This window comes from Bacillus sp. WC2503 (assembly GCF_052682895.1).
The window spans coordinates 66591-85641 of record NZ_JBQYMD010000002.1; the positions used below are offsets into that span (position 1 = coordinate 66591).

Consider the following 19051-nt stretch of genomic DNA (forward strand, 5'->3'; position numbering starts at 1 on the left):
TATTGTTTTGGGGGTGTTTTTTACTTAATTTAATTTTCGTTAAAAAAGTTATTGACGATAAAAATGATTTTATGATATTATGAAATATTTGATAAAAAATAACATATGTGTTAAGCTTGAGAAGGTTACCACATATGGAGGTGGATTATATGTTTCAAATTGGCGATAACATTGTTTATCCAATGCACGGAGCAGGTATAATTGAAGCCATAGAAGAAAAAGAGCTCTCAGGGAAAAAGCAATTGTATTATGTAATAAAAATGTCAATTAGTAATATGCAAGTCATGATTCCTACGGGTAAAATATTGAGTTCGAATATACGCCCAGTTATTGATATACTTGCATTAACGCACATTATACAAATTTTTCAGCATGGAGAGTCAGATGAATTACTGCCGTGGAAACAAAGGCATAAAGTAAACACGGATAAAATAAAAACGGGTGAAATACAAAAAGGTGCTGAAGTTATACGTGATTTAATCCGTATGAAGAAGGAAAAAGCACTGAATACAAGCGAAAAAAAATTGTTGGATGATGCATATAAATTTTTGGTCAGTGAGCTAGAATTAATTAAAGGAATCACTGAAAAACAAATAAAAAGTTTCTGTTGAGATTTATTATAAATAATGTATGACATCCCCCAGAAATATCCTGAATTTTCTGGGTATATGATGGTTATTAAAAGTAAATTATTTCAAAGACATTCAACTTCTTCAACTCACTTTTAGAGTAGGAACCTCTTTTGTTATCACTTCAATCTAATCCATTTTTATTTTTAAATTTCTTTTACGAACGTTCGAAGTTTCATTAAATAACTCGATTAAATAGTCACTTGATTTTTGCAATCCTGATTCACACTGGCACGGACAAGGAGCCGTAAGGATGAAAGAGAGGTAGGGCTTTCATTGTTTTAGGTAATATACTATCTAAGTCATTATTTCTAGAAGAAAAAACAATCAATCTCATCGCTATCTTTAAGAGTTGCTTACATCTACTGAGACAGTGAATAGTAATTGTTTATCTTCTTTACGTAAAATTGATAAACGAACTGGTAACACCATATGGTCAACTACAAAAAATGGTTTCCAGACCAGGAAACCATTTTTAATCTTATTTACATAACAATAGTAAATGAAGCAGTAAGAAGGAGTGCACACATGAAAAAAATGTTAACAAAAGAATTAAGTAATGAATTAAGGAAGCGAGAAGGGATTATTTCTATTACAGTTGAGCCTTATGAAAAAATCGAAGTTGGTGGAATTCGTGTAGATGGACCAGCTGTGATTCTAATTAATCAAGAATAGCTAAAAATAGCTGAATGAACGAAGAGAAGGATCAGCCTTTACGAGAAGGGCAGATCCTTTTTGTTTGCTACGACTAATAATAGGATATTCGTATATTCCATCTGATGTGATGAGGTAAAAGGAAGGAGAGGGTCGGGATTATCATAGTGGAAAGCTTAATATTGGTAGAATTTCTTTTTATTTTATATACATTAGTTGATCAAAAACAAACTAAGTATTTGAAACGATAGATTGTTTTCTTTTTAAGAGCGGGATTTATCTTATGGTGAAACGGATAATTTAAAGGAGGAATTTAGATGGATGCAAGGAAAGAACGCATAAAATACGAGAAGATGTCAAACAATTATAATTGTATTTATTTAGTTTCGTTTATCCTATTAATTGTACTTGTTTGTAGTAGTGTGATTATCATAGGAGCTACAGGAGGAAAATATGGAGTGTTTTTATTGTTAGCAATTTTACTTAACGCACGTATTACGAAAGAATCTCAAAAAAAGTATGAGCAGTATGCTAACAAAGGGCGTATTTAAAATGACACATATCTTGAAAAGAATAACCTAAATGTATATTCGAAATATTCCTATAGCATCACCTATTAACTAACAAAAGTAACAGTATATTGTACGAATTCAACAAATTGTATGGATTATGCCAAAACAATGATTAAATTACATCTAATTTGATTTATAACAAATTGGTTTCATAGACGTCCAAATAAAAACACAGGGTTTTATCTCTGTGTTTCTTCAAATTTTCTTTTTTGGATATATGCTTGAGCATGGATAATTTCTTTCTGAAGTTCTTTTAATTCTTCCGTAGATCCAGATTCAATCCGCATGTACGTAGTAACTAGACTAATCATCATATCCATCTTCTCTACTATATTTTGAATGACCTGTTCAGATTGCTCTTTTTTAGGATGTTGTATTGCTATTAATACATTTTCTATATAATTGTTCTTTCTTTGTTGGATATCATAAATAAACTGTTTTGTGTTTGAGTTCATTTGTTTTCCCTCCGTTTTGCATATATTTTTATTCTATCATATTTGAATAGAAAATATGATAGAATGGACCGTTCTTACTTGCAACGTTCATCGGTCAAAGGGATTGTCACAAGTGATTTTGGTGAAGAACTCAATTATAAATAGGATGAAGTTAAGAGGTAGGTGAAAAGAGCGATTCTAAACCGAGTCACTCTTTTGTTGTATAATTTTTAAATCTTAATAGATTAAATGTATTGTAAAGAAGAACAAAGTGATAGTGAACGCAATAAATTTTTACCATTTTGTTTAGGAGGTGTTACTGTGAAAAATATAGAAATTGAAATAGTTAGATCTGGGAGTCGTCAGGATTTAAAAATGGACTTAGATAAAGTTGTAAAAAAGTTTCGTTCAAAAGGTTTAGAGGTTGTAGTTCATCTTGAATCGAGAGATACATAAGAAAACGTTATTCTTTCTAATCTAGCTTGTTTAGAAAGAATAACGTTTTTTAGTACTTAGGAGTATTAAAATCTCTTAAGTTTATGGGCATGTATGGTGACCCCTATTATAGAAGCTATTTTAAACGTAAGGGATTTGTAAGGAATAGGTAAGGAAAAAGAGATTTTCATTGTGTATGATCAAAATATAAATAAGTATGAAAGGCGGAACAGATATATGATTTCTACTGCTGACGACTTAAACGAATTCTTCTCTTACTTATTCAGTGGCAAATGACTGAAGGAACAGCAACTAAAACAAATGCTTACTACAGTTCCTGCAGGAAGAAAAGGAATCGATGGATAGAGTCTTGCAATCTATGAAATTAAGCTTCCAAACGGTGTCTCAATATGGGGACACGGAGGCGCCATTCCAGGATTTCTTACTGTTGCTGGAGGCACACTTGGAGGTAAGCAAACGTTAGCCGTCAATTTGAACAGCTTGGGTAAAGCTGACAGTCCTGATTTTTATAAAAATAATTTACTTGCTGAATTTAGCAAGTAGGCAAAGAGGAAAAACGGATAGATTTTGTCATGTTTTTTATAGTTAAACAAATAAGTGATGAAATCGATCACTTATCTAAGGAGGCAATTCTCTCATGAAAATTAAACTATCTGGGGTATTAGCCGCTACATTTGCGCTAACGATGACCCTACCAACAGGCGCGATGGCGTCTTCTAGCAGTAAGACTCCGGTTGTAGCTAACCAAGAAGTTGCTAGCGAAGAACTGGAGAAGATTGCGGCAGATAAGGCTGCCCTACTTACGGAGTCCCATGGGACGACTAGCGTGCAGTATGCGATGATTGATAATGGCAAACTTATTTTGTCGGGTCAGACAGACAAGAACGATATGAAAAGGAAACAGTCGCTGACTAAAGATACTCTATACGGGATTGGTTCAGTCAGTAAAATGTATGCAGCAACGGCTGTAATGAAATTGGTCGACGAAGGAAAAGTCGATTTGGATGTTCCTGTCGTCCACTATGTTCCTGATTTCAAGATGAAAGATGAGCGGTACAAACGCATTACGCCACGTATGCTGTTAAACCACTCCTCCGGCTTGCAAGGTTCCACGTTAAGTAATGCATTTTTATTTAACGATAATGATACCTATGCCCATGATGTCTTGTTGCGGCAATTGTCCAACCAGAGCTTGAAGGCGGATCCTGGCGCGCTCTCGGTTTACTGCAACGACGGCTTTACGCTGGCTGAGATTTTGGTGGAAAGAGTCAGCGGTACGAGCTTTACAGAATTTCTACATCAACGGTTTACAGAACCCTTAAAGCTGAATCATACGAAAACGCCGCAGGACAAATGGGAAGGCGAAAAGCGGGCTGAACTTTATTTTCCGGCGTACCAAGGACAACTTCCCATTGAATCGGTGAATGTGATTGGTTCGGGAGGAATCTCTTCCACGGCAGAAGATATGGTACGATTTTCACAATTATTTATGGGACAGGGAAAAGGGATCCTCTCTGATAAGGCAGTCAAGGCGATGGAGCAAGAGGAATATAAAAAAGGAATGTGGCCGGGGGATGGAGATAATATTTTTAACTATGGTCTTGGCTGGGATAGTGTCAAACTATACCCATTCAGTGAATATGGGATAAAAGGCTTGGCTAAGGGCGGCGACACGTCACTGCAACATGCTATACTGGTCGTGCTTCCGGAACAGAAGATGGCAGTGGCTGTGTTGTCATCCGGCGGGCAAAGCTCTACAAATCAACTACTGGCAACTGAATTACTGCTCGCCGCGCTTAAAGAGAAGGGCACAATTAAGGACATCAAGCCAAACAAATCCTTTGGCAAGCCGGTCAAGGCCAAGATGCCTCAAGAGGTGGCGAAGAAAGCGGGCTTTTACGGCAATAGCGACAGTCATTTCAAAATAGAAATTACGAAGAATGGAGAACTGTTCTTACCATCTAATCGAGAAGAAAAATATGTATATACTGCGAATGGAAGCTTTATTAATGAGAAGGGTACTTCCAAGCTCAGCTTCGTTACTGAGAAGAATGGAAGAACTTATTTGAAGGAGAGCACATATAAATTGACGCCAGGCTTAGGGCAAAATGTGATGACTCACTATTTAGCCGAGAAACTAGAAGACAACGTGCTATCGAAGAAAACCGCTGCCGCATGGGCGAAGCGGGAAGGCGTCAAATTCTATCTCGTGAACGAGAAATTTAGTTCTATTGAATATCTCGTTCAACCGAAACTTATTACCACACAAATTACTCGCAAGGAAGGCCTGGCGGGCTATTGGGACGGCAGAAAAATTACAGGTCCGAACACCGCGGCGCATCAGCTCCAGATTCCCGTGATGAATGGCCGTGATACGACTGAAACTCATTTCTATACAGAAGGCGGCAGAGAATATATGGAGATGGCCGGATTATTATATGTAAGTGGATCCAGCGTAAAACCGCTTGATGCAGGCCAATCATCCAAAGTTACGCTGCAAGCAAATGGGCATGCGAAATGGTTTACGATCCCGAAAGCGGCAGCCGGGAAAATGATGACTGTGACGTTGCCATCGAAGGGTTCGTTTGTGGTGTATGATGAGAAGGGAGTATGTGTTAATTTTACCGTTGTGAGCGGCAATAACGAAGTGAAATTGCCGAAGAACGGAACGGTTGTATTTGCTGGGGCACCGAACTCAGAATTTGCAATTACGTTGAACTAGCTACAATTCTAGATGGACTTCAACAAAACCAGTACGACACAGAGGAGGTGTTTTGCTGGTTTTGTTTGTATTTACGTCTGATCTTTACGAAGAGGCTTTCCACGAATAATATCACGCTCAAACTCTGCAAGAACAGCTAGCATACCAGTTCTGGGCAATCATCTTTTGCCCCACTCATCTTCTCGGTGTAAATACGTTCGCAGCCGGCATTATGATGTACAAGCCCTATACGATGCAGGAATTATCCGAGGTGTTTTGGCTACTAAGTTTAACCAACATGGCACACTCACACATCAACAGGCTGCACTTATGTTAGAACGAACACTAGAATATCTAGGTGTAGAAAAAGAGCCAAATACAGGGCCCTACCACATACCCATCAACCTAAGATTTTGAAATAACCCCATGCCCATCAACTTAAGAAGAATAAACGCCACCAAAACAAAAAAAGCCCCAAATTTTTCTTGAAAATAAGTTGGGGCTTTTGAAACAGAAAAGTATATTTTTAACTATGAAAACTACGATAAATTTTTCCTTTTTTCCTACTTGCTAAATTCAGCAAGTAAAATTTTTTTAAAAGGATTAGGACTGTCAGTTCTACCCAAACTATTCCAATTGACGACCAACGTATGCTTGCCTCCAAGTTTACCTCCAACAAGAGTAGTAAACCCTAGAATGCCACCTGTGTGTCCCCATATCGAGACACCGCTTGGAAGCTTAGTTTCATAGATTCCAAGACCATATCCATCGATTCCTTCTTTTCCTGTAGGAACTGTAGTAAGCATTTGTTTTAGTTGCTGTTCTTTCAGTAATTTGCCTCCGAGCAAGTAAGAGAAGAATTTGTTTAAGTCGTCAGCAGTAGAAATCATATCTCCAGCAGAGCTACCTGCACTTGGGTTATAATAAGTAACGTCTTTTAGCTCACTTGCTCCGTCTGGTTGGACATATCCACGGGCATGGTTAGTGCCTGGAATAACACTTGAGTTGCCTGGTAGGAATGTATTCGACAATTCAAGTGGTTCAATAATTCGATTTTCAACCTCTTCCGCATAGCTGTTTCCAGTTACTTTTTCAATAAGGATACCCAGTAATACGTATCCTGTGTTTGAATAAGACCAGCCCTTTCCTGGAGCAAAGTCTGGGGGAAAAGAAATCCCCATCTTCACTAACTCTTCAGCCGTATACGATTTTTTTGTATCCGTAAAATCAACGTCTTTTGACCTTGAGTATTCAGCGATACCACTTGTATGGTTCAATATCTCCTGGATAGTAATCTTGTTACCATCATATCCATTTCCTTGAATGACACCAGGCAACCAGTCTTCGATGTGGTCGTCTAGCTTCAGGCGATTCTCTCCAACTAATTGAAGTACAACTGTTGCGGTGAACGTCTTCGTCACACTCCCAATGCGAAAGCGAAAATCTGTTTTCATTGGTTTCTTGGTTCTCAGATCCGCTATTCCAGCGGCATACCCCCACGTTTTTCCACCCTCAGAAGTTTTAGCAAGTATCCCCGGGTATCCAAGTTGCAATGTATCCCGCATTGCTTGCTTGACGGAAGTACGATCTCGTTGAGTATTTGTTTGTAACGAACTAGATACATTTTGAGTAGGCTCTGCTTTTACAATTGAGGTTGGTGTTGTATATAACAGGGAACTTCCAGCTATTAAAAGGGCCAGACTTGCACATGTAATTTGAATACGTATTTTCATAAGGCATTCCTCTCCTCTATTCATATTGTATAAGTGTTTGCTTACTGATCCTTACTTCCTGAAAAGACTTAGGGAAAGGCCCTCACGCATATAGATTAAAGCCCCAGTACAAAGGTATCTATCAATACCAACAATTTGAGCCAGTTAAATCTCCATCCCTTCTATAAAAAAATTATTCAAAGGTATGAAAGCATATTATGTACCCTTAGTTATTGTTAGGATTAACACAACATGAGACATAGCCCCAACCCATATTTTACTTTATTTATCCATGATATGTATTGAGAAAGAATGTAAATTCGAATCCTTTCCGTACCCCAACTATTGATCGTTTTTTTCACCTATTATAATTAGTTAATTAGAATTTCATAATAAAAAACTGTAAAAAAATAACGAGTCCCTTAACGTACAGGAAGCGGTTGAAAAATATGTCTAAACGCACAATTTTCTTTTTTTGATATGGTGCCTCCATCGCAATCAAGCTAAGGTTTTGAAGTACCCACTAAATGAAATTTTTCTTTCTCTATAGTTAGTTATTTTGAGAAGTCAGCTCATTTTTTGTTTTTGGGGTGTTTACTTTTCTTAAGTTGATGGATGTGGGGTCTCGCCACATCGCTATCAAGCTAAGCTCATACAACGTCACTTATAGTAGAGGTTATTTCTTTTTTTCTAGAGGATACATGTAGGGAATTTAAAGATTTGCATACGAAATAAACCCTAATGGGTTTCACTTTTTTGAATTAAGCGGCTTGATTATCAGATAAGGTACAATTGTAAACGGCACTTAATATATCAAAGACCGTTTTTTTCTCATATCTATGGGATTTCCGCCAGTTTTGCTGTAGGAGATTGAACAGGCGATTTAACACCTTTGATGGCTCTTGGGTGTTTTTTTTGTATAGTTTGGAATAGAAGAAGAAAATGGGAGTAAAGAGTGGGGATTTTCTAAAAAGACATATCAACAGAAGACAGATTTTATATACTTAGCTGAAGAAGCTTTAACAAAAGAGGAGCTTGAATAGTATATACAATTGTATAAGGAAACTTTTTCTCTTCAGAAAAAAGGGTAGGCAGCTGAGTCGTTCAGCGTTATATCGTGAAATTGATAAGAGAAATTTGAAAATGAATAAATAATGTGTCTATGAATTTATTAGCAAATAAAATTCATAGACACATTGGAAAATGTTATAATTTCAAAAATTACTTTGCTAAATATGGATGCTAATTTTTATAGATATTATTGGAAGTGGGGTAATGTTGTATGAAATCAATAAATGTAAATGGGAATATATATCATATTGAATGTGTTCCTTTTGAAGATAAAAGTGAGCAGGACGAAGAGGGATACTACGAATATTTTTACAAAGGAGTCAATTTATCGTTTCACTCGGACAAAGAAACAATAAAAGCCCGAATTTATGATGGGGAAGAAGTAATATATTTTTTTAGAAATCCAATTCTTACTTTTGATATAGATTTTGAAGCGATAAAGGTATATATAATTAAAGAATATAATGTAAAAAAAATTAAGATTCCAGGTGGGGAAAAAGCCTATATAGAGTTATAGTCATAATCGATCTCTGTCTTTATCATTATATATTAAATGCAAAGGTAGGTAGTTATATGATTCGTGAAGCTGAACCAAAGGACAGTAATGTAATTGAAAATCTATATAAAAAATTAGCACCACATAGCAAAAATATTAAGGTTTTACCAGAAAGAATTGAGCAGATAAGGAATGATTCTAATAATTTTTTGTTTGTCTATGAGGAAAGTGGTAACGTCAAAGGGAGTATATTTATGACGTTTTGTCTTGATCCTGGATACCAATTTAGACCGTATACTGTTTTAGAGTATGTAATTGTAAATGAAGATTTTCGAGGTAATGGGATAGGGGAAAAGTTATTGAAACATGTAGAACAGATATCAATTGCAAGGGGTTCCACAAGAATTATCTTATTAAGTAGTGCAACTAGAATAAAAGCACATAAATTCTTCACTAAAAATGGATACAATGGAACCATAAGTAAGGGTTTCAAGAAGTATATACCAATTAATTAAATTTTATTTATAGATGCTTTTGCTTAGAGTGTTTAGAAAGAATAACGTTTTTTGTACTTAGAGGTAGTGAAAATTCGTAAGTTAATGGATATAGATTATTAACTTAAAACATCATAATTTCAATTGTCTAAAGACAATGGTCTTTCATTAATATAATAAATGGAAGGTTATTTAATTCCCTATTTTTGGATATGTAAAATTACATAAAAAAACATGTTTAAATAAGACGCGCTTTTATATATAACTAGAGGTAGAGAAGGAAAATTATTGTTTAGGGTTAATTTAAAATTTTTAATTTAATCGATGTATGATGGTATTCCTTTAAGAGAGAAATTAAGCAGTTAGCCTTTGCTAATCGCTCTTTTATTAGAGCTATTTAACTGTCGTTGTTAAGATGAATATCCGCATAAGAATCTTTATATTTAGGAAGGAATAAAAAATGAAAAAAATCGTATCAACACTATGTATAGCTGGAGTGACTTTAACTATTTTAGGAGCATGTCCTCAAAGTAGTTATGCTCATCTCGATCAAATTGATTTAAATGAGAATGATCCTATTACTGCAAGATGGTCTGCAGAAGCTCCGTATCATTCTGATAAAAGTACACATTTATGGATTGCAAAACAAGCTATTGAAATTATGAAAACAGAATCTAATATTGAAGCAAATAAGCAGGCTGTGGACTTTTTAAATTATCCACAATATAAAGATCTATTTTCTAAAGGATTATATGATGCAGATTATAATGCAGAGTTTAATGATGGTGGAACAGGAATAGGCGGCGTTTTTAAAGGCGGATGGAAATCTCATTTTTATGATCCTGATACTAAAGAAAATTATAGAGGAGAAACAAATCCAACGGCTCTTACACAAGGTAAGAAATACTTTTATGAATCTGGAGAACACTTACGAAATAAGGACTATGAAAAAGCTTTCTATTACTTAGGAGTAGCCACGCACTACTTTACAGATGCTACCCAACCTATGCATGCAGCAAATTTTACTGCAATTGATACGAGAGCTATAAAATATCATAGCTACTTTGAAAATTATGTTACAACCATTCAAAATCAATTTGCAGTCAATACTGGAGGGAATTATAACAATTCTCTATCCACACCTGAAGAATGGATTGATTATGCAGCCCGAGTAGCTAAACCTGAAATCCAAAATATTACTAATGATAAAACATTTAAGTATTATAATAGTGGTAAGGCACAATTGTGGCAAGAAATGGTTACCCCAGCTGTGCAGCGAAGCTTAGGAGAAGCTCAGCGCAATACAGCAGGTTTCTTAAATCTGTGGTTTAAAACTTTTACTGAAAATGTAAAATCTCCAAGTATAGAGACTGCATTAATCTATGATATAGAAGGAAACGTCATAGAAGCAGGGAGAAACTATTATATCGTACCAAGTGAATCTCCTTATCAAGGTCTAACATTTGAATGGTATATGGCAAATCGTTACGATTATGTCACACTTGCAAATAAAGAAAACAATGGTTTATCTGGTACACCTATGGAATTTGAATTCTACAAAGAAAATGATGCAAAGCTACACCACGGGGAGAGTATATATCTTCGCATGAAGCACTCAAATTACGACCAATTCCAATATTTAAATTGGTCTAATTATTCTAGTTGGATTCACCTTGCTCAAAAATCTGATAGTTTAGCTGATTTTAAAATTAAAATTAACCTGGACAATCCTACAGAATATAATATTTTTACAGATGACTATCCATTAAATTATGAGAATATAAATGCAAAGAAAAATTGGATTGTACTAGGTGAAAAAAAACAAAAACCTAGCTCATGGAAGTTTATCCCTGTTAGATAACCTAAAAAGAAAAGCACTCGTCCTTAATCAGAACGAGTGTTTTTTATCATTTTAACCAAGAAGGCTCCTTTCTCAAGGAACGCGAAGAGAGTAGGCGGGAGATGAGTTGGCTTCGGAAAAGGGATGGCAGGAAGCCATCTTAATCAATTCAAAGATAAATATTATATATAACCAAACATATGCAATATCTTCTAAAAAGGTATCCATAATTCCCTTATTTCATCAAAAACCCATATTTGATGAAATAATAATTAAATCACTGAATACATTCGACAAAAATCTACTGTTTACGCATTGGGAATTTAATGTTTTAATAAAGTTGTAATTGGTATGACCATTATGGAAGAAGAATATGAAAAGCCTTCATCTATCCTAGAAGCTAGATGAAAAAACTATATAAAGTTCAAAAAAATGGTGTTATCTATATCGTACAATCAATAAATATGGACGTATATTAGATATTTAACTTCGAAAATAGCGAAGTTTTTTGAAATCCACAGACTTTCAAAATCGGGGTCATACTTCTCTTACGATTAAAGGAATTGAAACGCTTCATGCTCTATATAAACGAAACCGAAGTTTGCGACTAAACTTTGGTTTTTCAACGTGTAGTGAGTTACAGTGATTCCTTACTATTAATAAAAAGTGTTATAGGTTTGTTAATTTACACAATGAATACTTTTTTACATTTTACAGTAGTTGAACTACTCACCACTTAACGTCCTAACGGACTGTTTGAAGTGGGAGATTCCTGCGAACACCAATTATCCACCGGTTATCTTAGCAGGCTCTACCCGTAGTCCCTACGGTGAGAACATAAGTATCTTGTACGTTGACTCACCACACTCCCTACTTTAGCTTGGTTTTCGCAACTTCAGCAAGTGTGGGCGATAGAACGTTGAAGATTTTACGGTTGCAACGTTTTTCTGCAACCAACCTCATATCTTCAGTTTTCAAAGAGCAATCTGTACAAGTAAATGATAGCAAACATGTTGGCCTATGCCAACCGACATTCATCTCCCACCTAAAATTGGTGTTTCACACCTTCACATTTTTGAGGAAGGAGTCTTCTGTCGGAAAACGATAAAAACTATATTTAAAATAGGATGGATGAGTTTTGACATATATGAAAAATGATTTCTCTAAAATCAACTTTAACAGTTTAGAAGAGTTTGCGGACACAATTAGTGAGATTCTACAATGCCCAGTTACAATTGAAGATGTGAATCATCGACTTCTGGCATATAGTACTCATGACGAAAGAATAGACTCCGCGAGAGTTGCAACTATTATGGGAAGACGTGTACCTGAAAAAGTAATTAATAGTTTGTGGAAAGAAGGCATTATTCCTGAACTTTTGAAAAAACGTGAACCTATTCGTATAAAGAAGATAGATGGTGTTGGTCTCAGTAACAGGGTTGCTATCTCTATTTGGAACAAAGAGGAAGTTTTGGGGTTCATCTGGGCTATGGAAGACGAACATCCCTTAACTGAGGAAAATTGCACCTTGCTGAAAAAAGCTGCGGAGGCCATAAAAAGTAAATTAATACAGATTCAAGCTCGTAAAAATATAAAGGGCGAACAATCACAAGAATTTTTATGGAAATTATTGACCAATCATATAAAAGTAAATGAAGAGATTATTGAAAATTTCCATCGACTGCACATTACTCCTGCATCTGTATTTACTATCATCGTATTCCAGTTTGAACAGACAATTATAAATGAAATAGAAAGACAGATTTCTTATTTGTTAAAAACAAGCCAACATTTCGAAGGTTTACTTGGCACAATAGATCGTAATCGATTAATTCTTCTTATTCCATTAGATGGTGTTAATCGACCGTCCAATGAAATCAACAATTTCGTTGAAATGTTTGTGCATAAAATGGAAAAACGATTTGGAATTAAGTCTATCAAGCCAGCGTTCAGTAGTGTTTATAGTGATTATCAAAAAGTTGATAAAGCTTATAAAGAGGCTCTAACTGTTTTATCTATAAAGGAAAAATTCCCTTGCGACACAGCAAATATCTACGGATATCAAAATATGGGTATTTATCAATTGATTGACCTTCTCCTTGAGAAAAGAAAATGTGAAGAGTATGAAAATCAAGCGTTACAAAAGCTGTATGATTATGACCATAAGTATAATTGTGATCTTGTTGAGACGTTGGAAACCTTTCTGAACAAAGACTGCAATGTGGGGGAGGTAGCAAAATCTTTAAATATTCATCCGAATACATTAAGTTATAGACTTAAACGTATTTGTGAAATCAGTGAGATTGATTTAAAAGATCCAAATAAAAAAATGATTATGTTCTTGGATCTTAAACTAAAAAAATTCTTGTAGCAGCATCCTTTTGTGGAATTCCACAAAAGGATGCTGCATTTTTCTTTTTTTTCAACAATGAAAAAAGATTTTTAATACCCTATACTTGGACTACAACTAAGTTACACAAAGATAAGTACAGGGGGGAAATCATTTCATGATTATTGGAGTTCCAAAGGAAATTAAAAATAATGAAAACCGTGTTGCACTTACACCTGCAGGAGTTCTTACGTTTGTAAAGGCTGGACATAAAGTACTGATTGAAACAAATGCTGGTGTCGAAAGTGGGTTTAGAAATGTAGATTATGCATATGCGGGTGCAGAAATTATTCAAAGTGCTGCAGAAGTATGGAGACAATCAGAAATGATTATGAAAGTAAAAGAGCCCCTCACCAGTGAATACACATACTTTCGTCCTGAGTTAATTCTATTCACTTACTTGCATTTGGCTGCAGAGCCAGCTTTAGCTCAAGCTCTTAAAGATAATGGCGTTACTGCAATTGCTTACGAAACTGTAGAAGTGAATCATACACTTCCTCTTCTTACACCAATGAGTGAGGTAGCTGGACGAATGTCTGTGCAAATTGGCGCACAATTCCTACAGAAATCAAATGGTGGACAAGGGATTCTTCTGGCAGGTGTTCCCGGTGTAAATCGTGGGAAAATCGCTATTCTCGGAGGAGGGATTGTAGGAACAAATGCTGCGAAAATGGCAATTGGCCTAGGTGCTGATGTAACAATTATTGACTTGAATGCAGAAAGGTTACGCCAACTGGATGACATTTTTGGTACTCAAATCAAAACATTGATGTCCAACCCGTTTAACATCGCGGAAACAGTAAAACAAGCAGATTTATTAATTAGTGCTGTTTTAATTCCTGGTGCAAAAGCACCTAAGCTAGTTACAGAAGAAATGGTAAGGGCAATGAAAACCGGTTCTGTAATCGTGGATGTAGCCATTGATCAAGGTGGGGCCGTGGAAACTTGCGATCATGTTACAACGCATGATAACCCGACATTCGAAAAGCATGGAGTACTTCACTACTCTGTTGCGAATATGCCAGGGGCAGTTCCAAGAACTTCCACCATCGCTTTAACTAATGTAACACTTCCATATGCTTTACAAATCGCCAATAAGGGTGTGCAAGAAGCAATCTTTGAAAACAATGCATTAAAACTCGGTGTAAACATGCTGAACGGTGAAGTTATATGTGAAGTGGTTGCAAAAGAACTCGGCTATGCTTGTGTTTCTATAGAAGAAGCTCTTGCGAAAAAATAAACCAAATTAACATGAGCCTTTCATGTATTAAATAAGATGAAAAAAGAAGCTAAGTTGTTGTCATTTGATTTAAGAAATTAGCGGTAAAATAGTTAAACTATCTGAATCCCTCAAGAAGATTGGATAGAATTATTATCTAATCTTCTTGTATTATAAGAAAGCTTTAATCGATTTAATAGTTAATATAAACATATCAGGAATCGTTTTCATATCCGTTAATGAAGTTTTAAAAATTATATGAAGGATAAACGTCTTTTCCTCCAAATACTTCAAAAGGATTATCTGTAAATCGTATCAACGCGGAAAAACACCCTCAATGTAGCTTTGGACATTGTATATATCCTCAACAACTTATATCTCTTCTATTAAAAAGAGAAAAATTATTACTTTGATTTGTTATTTATTAACGTCATAGCAAATCAAATGTGAATCACATAATAAAATTAATATATGCAGCGAAAGGGATTACTATTATGAGAAATACTACTAATATACAACGTATATCTATTACAATTATAGCAATTATTGCAGTAGTAGCTTGCTATTTTATGTATCAATCTCTTACTTCACCAGCAAGATCCGTAACGAAGCAAGAGAATTCAGTGCAATTAGCAAGTGAACAAGCCAAAAATGAAATAAAGAAAGAAGCACCAAAGCGCTTTAATGGCCAAGAGAGAAAAGTTGCTTATCTTACTTTTGATGATGGACCTGGTAAATATACAGCTGAGTTGTTAGACATCCTACGACAAAATGGCGCGGAAGCAACATTTTTTTTAATTGGTGAAAACGTGAAGCAGTTTCCGGATTTAGTGAAACGAGAGAAAGAAGAAGGCCATTATGTGGGCATGCACAGTATGACACATAACTTTAAGAAATTATATACCGATGGTGAGTATGTAAATGAAATGAAGGAAGATCAAAATTTAATAGCAAATATTCTGAAGGAATCTCCCAAATTAACACGTCCACCATATGGCTCCATGCCAGGACTAAATGAAGAACTTCGCAATAAAGCAGTAAAAGCTGGTTTTACAGTTTGGGATTGGACAATTGACTCTTTAGATTGGAAGTATAACAAGATGCCAATTGATTCAGCTTCAGCTCAAATTGTTCAAAATGTACTAGCAGGTGCAACAGAACCACAAGAAGTTATTTTAATGCATGATATTCATCCGCAATCTGTTGCTGCTGTACCAGCTATCATAAAAGGATTAAAAGAAAAAGGATATGAACTTGAAGCGTATCATGAAGAGGAACATTTTCCAGTAAATTTTTGGCACGATAAACGTATTTGACATTGTAGGAGGGATTGAAATTGATTAATAGAAAAGCGATCCTAATAGGAATCATATCAATTGGATTTCTAGGGGGATGTTTAGGAGCAAAGTCAGAAGAGAAATTATACGTTGCTTTTGAAAAGGCAGCAAATCAAGAAAAAACGTTATCTGATAATGTAAAAAAATTAGAGCAGTTAGAAGCAAAGGGACAAGAATTGTATAATCAAATTATACAGAAAGGACAAGAGAATAATGAGGAAGCACTACCCCAAGTAGAACAAGCTGTTGCAAATGTATCTGAACGTGAGAAAGAATTAGATAATGAAGCAGATGTATTAGAAAAAGCACAAAAAGAAGTAACATCAGTTCTTAATGATATAAATAAAATCGAGGATAAAAAATTACAAGAACAAGCCAAAACAGTAGAAAAAGCTTATAAAAAACGTTATGATGCTTTTCTAAAAATGAATGGAAGTTACAAAAAATCATTAGTAATTGAAAAGGAACTTTATGAAAAGCTAAAAGAAAAAGAAACAAAACTAAAAGAGATTAGTGAGAAAGTTAAAGCTTACAATGTAATAAATGAAGAAACACTAAAGGAAAAAGAAAAGTTCAATCAATATACTACAGAGTATAATAAGGAGAAATTAAATTTTTATAAAGATGCGAAGATAAAAATAAAAGAGCAAAAGCCAGAGAAATAGTTATGAATTTAAGTATCTTGAAATTCTTCTATCTATAGACTAATCAAAATTTTACACCGAGCTTCTTATATTGAAAATCTGTAAAAAGGATAAATTGGGATTGTGAAATATTAGAAGGGGGTACTCTAGTACTAGTTTAACTAAATGATATAATCTAAAAGTCGAAAAAGCATTTTATAATGCTCTTTCGACTTTTTGGCTTGGTAACAAAGAATAAAATTACAAATTAAGGAATTTCTATATAAAAGTTTCGTTGTATAGATGTACTTTTTCTCATATTCATAGAGTTTTCATTTGTTTTCTGTTGATAATTACTTATGAGAAAAAGTAACCAAACATATCAGCAAAGTTTAAGGGAGGATTATACATGCCCACACAATTAAAGAAAAATAATCGTTATATGGTCGGATTAGATAGTTTAAGAGGACTGGCTATACTAGGTGTCGTGTTATATCACGTCAACTATAAATGGATACCTGGAGGATTCCTGGGCGTTACAGTCTTCTTTGTGCTCTCTGGTTATTTAATTACCGATCTTCTTGCTACTGAGTGGGAGAAATATAAAAGAATTGATTTAAAAAATTTCTGGATACGTAGGGCAAGAAGATTACTTCCAGGAATGTTTGTTATGCTCATTATCGTTTTTGCATGGGTGACGTTATTTCATAACTCCTTACTAGGAAAAATGCGGGGAGATTCGTTAGCAGCAGTATTATATATTAGTAACTGGTGGTACATTTATCATAAATTATCATATTTCGATAACTTTGGCCAACCTACTCCTTTAAATCATTTTTGGTCGTTGGCCGTTGAAGAGCAATTTTATGTATTCTGGCCATTCATACTTAGCTTAGGATTCTACTACATAAAAAAACGATCACGTATGACACTATTTATTTTTTTAGGAGCAATTGCTTCAGCAATTGCAATGGCTGTACTGTATGAACCAGGAAGTGATCCAAGTAGAGTTTATTATGGTACCGATACAAGAGCGTTTTCTCTATTAATAGGGGCAGTACTCGCTCTACTTTGGCCAAGTAATAGACTTTCTAATAAAATTATTCCGTCAGCCCGTCTTGTTTTAGATGTAGTTGGGGGAATCGCTTTAATTATTATTTTAATTATGTTTTGGGAGACAAATCAATATGACTCATTCCTATATCGTGGAGGAATGTTATTTTTATCAGTTGTTACTGCTTTATTAGTAGCCAACCTTGCTCATCCAACTAGCAGAATTAGTGTGCTTTTAAGGTTTAAACCATTACGTTGGATTGGTATTCGGTCCTATGGAATATACCTTTGGCATTATCCGATTATCACATTGACGAGCTCGCAAGCTAGTACAGAAGGACCTCATCTTACTAAAGCTATTTTTCAAGTTTTTTTGATTCTAATTATGGCACATCTTTCGTGGAAGTTTATTGAAAATCCAATTCGTCAAGGTGCATTGAAGAATCTTCGTTTAAAGGACTTGAAAATAAGAGACTTATCATTCGTTAATAGAGTTGCTTTAGCATGTACAATATTCCTCTCCATAACAGTTATCTTTGGTTTCTCAACAGCCGGCAAAGTAAAAGACAATTCTAAACAAGTTAGGACAGAGGCGGTACAAGTGAAAAAAAATGAGGAACCTGCTCATCCAGTTACTAAGGAAGAGAAACTGGTTGATAAAACATTAGAGGACGAAAATAAAGATTCCTCTAAACAAATTAAACAACCTAAAACTGTTACAGCCATTGGTGATTCAATTATGATCGATATCTCTCCATATTTAAAAGATGCTTTTCCTAATATTACTATTGATGCGAAAATTGGAAGACAGATGTCTCAAGCATTGGAGATAGTAGAGGGAATGAAAAAGGAAGGCACTTTAGGAAGTCATGTTATTATTGGATTAGGTACAAATGGGGCATTTACTACTGAGCAACTAGAATCGTTAATTCAGTTAATAGGTGATGAACGTGAAATTGTATTAGTTAATACTAGAATACCTCGTCCGTGGGAGTCCGTAGTTAATGAGAAATTAAAAGAAGTCTCTTCCAAATTTCCAAATACTGTGCTAGTTGATTGGTATGCAGCAAGTGCTGAAAATCAATCATATTTCGAACCAGATGGAATTCATTTAAATCCAACAGGAGCAAAAGAATACGCTTCACTTGTTGTTCAGCATATAGATAGGTAATTTGATTCTCGTCTAGATAATTTACCATTCATTTTATTTTTAAAATAGAGGTAGTCAAAACGTCTTTTTGTTATATCTATCAATAGGATTTAGCTGTAAAACAAGTTATTTAACTCCATAATTAACTAAACTCAAGGTTTGTTATAATAAAGAACATAAGCATGTTATTAGTTTAGAATAGAATTTAATCAGAAAAATTT

At 34.9% G+C, this 19051-nt stretch carries 15 protein-coding genes and 3 pseudogenes; 15 read left to right on the forward strand and 3 right to left on the reverse strand.

The window, feature by feature from the left end; translation table 11 throughout:
* Positions 1 to 149: 149 nt before the first annotated feature.
* From ACUN26_RS27655 to ACUN26_RS27665, 3 genes are all read left to right on the forward strand, one after another.
* On the forward strand, positions 150 to 611 hold the full coding sequence (locus tag ACUN26_RS27655; protein ID WP_000486319.1) for a CarD family transcriptional regulator: 462 nt from the start codon (positions 150 to 152) through the stop codon (positions 609 to 611).
* A gap of 546 nt (positions 612 to 1157) precedes the next feature.
* On the forward strand, positions 1158 to 1304 hold the full coding sequence (locus tag ACUN26_RS27660; protein WP_000738554.1) for a BC1881 family protein: 147 nt from the start codon (positions 1158 to 1160) through the stop codon (positions 1302 to 1304).
* 296 nt (positions 1305 to 1600) lie between these two features.
* Positions 1601 to 1834 carry a hypothetical protein gene (locus ACUN26_RS27665; protein WP_000340041.1) on the forward strand — a complete coding sequence of 78 codons (234 nt, stop codon included), beginning with the start codon at positions 1601 to 1603 and terminating at the stop codon, positions 1832 to 1834.
* A 200-nt stretch (positions 1835 to 2034) separates the two neighbouring features.
* Here the strand turns inward: ACUN26_RS27665 and ACUN26_RS27670 are convergent, their stop codons facing one another.
* The gene (locus tag ACUN26_RS27670; RefSeq protein WP_001087723.1) at positions 2035 to 2310 is read right to left on the reverse strand and encodes a hypothetical protein; all 276 of its coding nucleotides are present in this window, start codon (positions 2308 to 2310) and stop codon (positions 2035 to 2037) included.
* A gap of 300 nt (positions 2311 to 2610) precedes the next feature.
* Between ACUN26_RS27670 and ACUN26_RS27675 the strand changes: the two genes are divergently transcribed.
* The 3 genes and pseudogenes from ACUN26_RS27675 to ACUN26_RS27685 all read left to right on the forward strand — a co-directional run bounded on the left by ACUN26_RS27675 (position 2611) and on the right by ACUN26_RS27685 (position 5467).
* Positions 2611 to 2745, forward strand: coding sequence for a hypothetical protein (locus tag ACUN26_RS27675; RefSeq protein ID WP_255291721.1), 135 nt, complete (start codon positions 2611 to 2613; stop codon positions 2743 to 2745).
* Between the two features lie 216 nt (positions 2746 to 2961).
* Positions 2962 to 3288: pseudogene (locus ACUN26_RS27680) on the forward strand (serine hydrolase domain-containing protein); the annotation flags it as partial.
* Between the two features lie 94 nt (positions 3289 to 3382).
* Entirely contained in the window at positions 3383 to 5467 is a 2085-nt protein-coding gene (locus ACUN26_RS27685) for a serine hydrolase domain-containing protein (protein ID WP_000694694.1), read from the forward strand.
* Positions 5468 to 6009: 542 nt separating this feature from the next.
* Here the strand turns inward: ACUN26_RS27685 and ACUN26_RS27690 are convergent.
* Together ACUN26_RS27690 and ACUN26_RS27695 are read right to left on the reverse strand one after the other, a co-directional pair.
* Complete coding sequence (locus ACUN26_RS27690; RefSeq protein WP_000702209.1) at positions 6010 to 7179, reverse strand: serine hydrolase domain-containing protein; 1170 nt, start codon at positions 7177 to 7179, stop codon at positions 6010 to 6012.
* Positions 7180 to 7919: 740 nt separating this feature from the next.
* A pseudogene (locus ACUN26_RS27695) lies at positions 7920 to 8103 on the reverse strand (IS4 family transposase); the annotation flags it as partial.
* A gap of 337 nt (positions 8104 to 8440) precedes the next feature.
* Between ACUN26_RS27695 and ACUN26_RS27700 the strand changes: the two are divergent.
* The 9 genes and pseudogenes from ACUN26_RS27700 (at position 8441) to ACUN26_RS27740 (ending at position 18851) form a co-directional block, all read left to right on the forward strand.
* Positions 8441 to 8746, forward strand: a complete 306-nt coding sequence (locus ACUN26_RS27700; protein ID WP_000836236.1) for a hypothetical protein — start codon at positions 8441 to 8443, stop codon at positions 8744 to 8746.
* Positions 8747 to 8802: 56 nt separating this feature from the next.
* Positions 8803 to 9240, forward strand: a complete 438-nt coding sequence (locus ACUN26_RS27705; RefSeq protein WP_000617458.1) for a GNAT family N-acetyltransferase — start codon at positions 8803 to 8805, stop codon at positions 9238 to 9240.
* 439 nt (positions 9241 to 9679) lie between these two features.
* Complete coding sequence (locus tag ACUN26_RS27710) at positions 9680 to 11080, forward strand: zinc dependent phospholipase C family protein (protein WP_000725198.1); 1401 nt, start codon at positions 9680 to 9682, stop codon at positions 11078 to 11080.
* A gap of 478 nt (positions 11081 to 11558) precedes the next feature.
* Positions 11559 to 11705 (forward strand): annotated as a pseudogene (locus ACUN26_RS27715) (IS6 family transposase); the annotation flags it as partial.
* Positions 11706 to 12206: 501 nt separating this feature from the next.
* Positions 12207 to 13430 carry a PucR family transcriptional regulator gene (locus ACUN26_RS27720; RefSeq protein ID WP_002040123.1) on the forward strand — a complete coding sequence of 408 codons (1224 nt, stop codon included), beginning with the start codon at positions 12207 to 12209 and terminating at the stop codon, positions 13428 to 13430.
* A gap of 136 nt (positions 13431 to 13566) precedes the next feature.
* Entirely contained in the window at positions 13567 to 14688 is a 1122-nt protein-coding gene (ald, locus tag ACUN26_RS27725) for an alanine dehydrogenase (RefSeq protein ID WP_000583519.1), read from the forward strand.
* A gap of 473 nt (positions 14689 to 15161) precedes the next feature.
* Positions 15162 to 15983, forward strand: coding sequence for a peptidoglycan-N-acetylglucosamine deacetylase (locus ACUN26_RS27730; protein ID WP_001246628.1), 822 nt, complete (start codon positions 15162 to 15164; stop codon positions 15981 to 15983).
* A 20-nt stretch (positions 15984 to 16003) separates the two neighbouring features.
* Positions 16004 to 16669 carry a YkyA family protein gene (locus ACUN26_RS27735; RefSeq protein WP_000610466.1) on the forward strand — a complete coding sequence of 222 codons (666 nt, stop codon included), beginning with the start codon at positions 16004 to 16006 and terminating at the stop codon, positions 16667 to 16669.
* Between the two features lie 367 nt (positions 16670 to 17036).
* Positions 17037 to 18851 carry an acyltransferase family protein gene (locus ACUN26_RS27740; protein ID WP_001143141.1) on the forward strand — a complete coding sequence of 605 codons (1815 nt, stop codon included), beginning with the start codon at positions 17037 to 17039 and terminating at the stop codon, positions 18849 to 18851.
* Positions 18852 to 19051 lie beyond the last annotated feature (200 nt).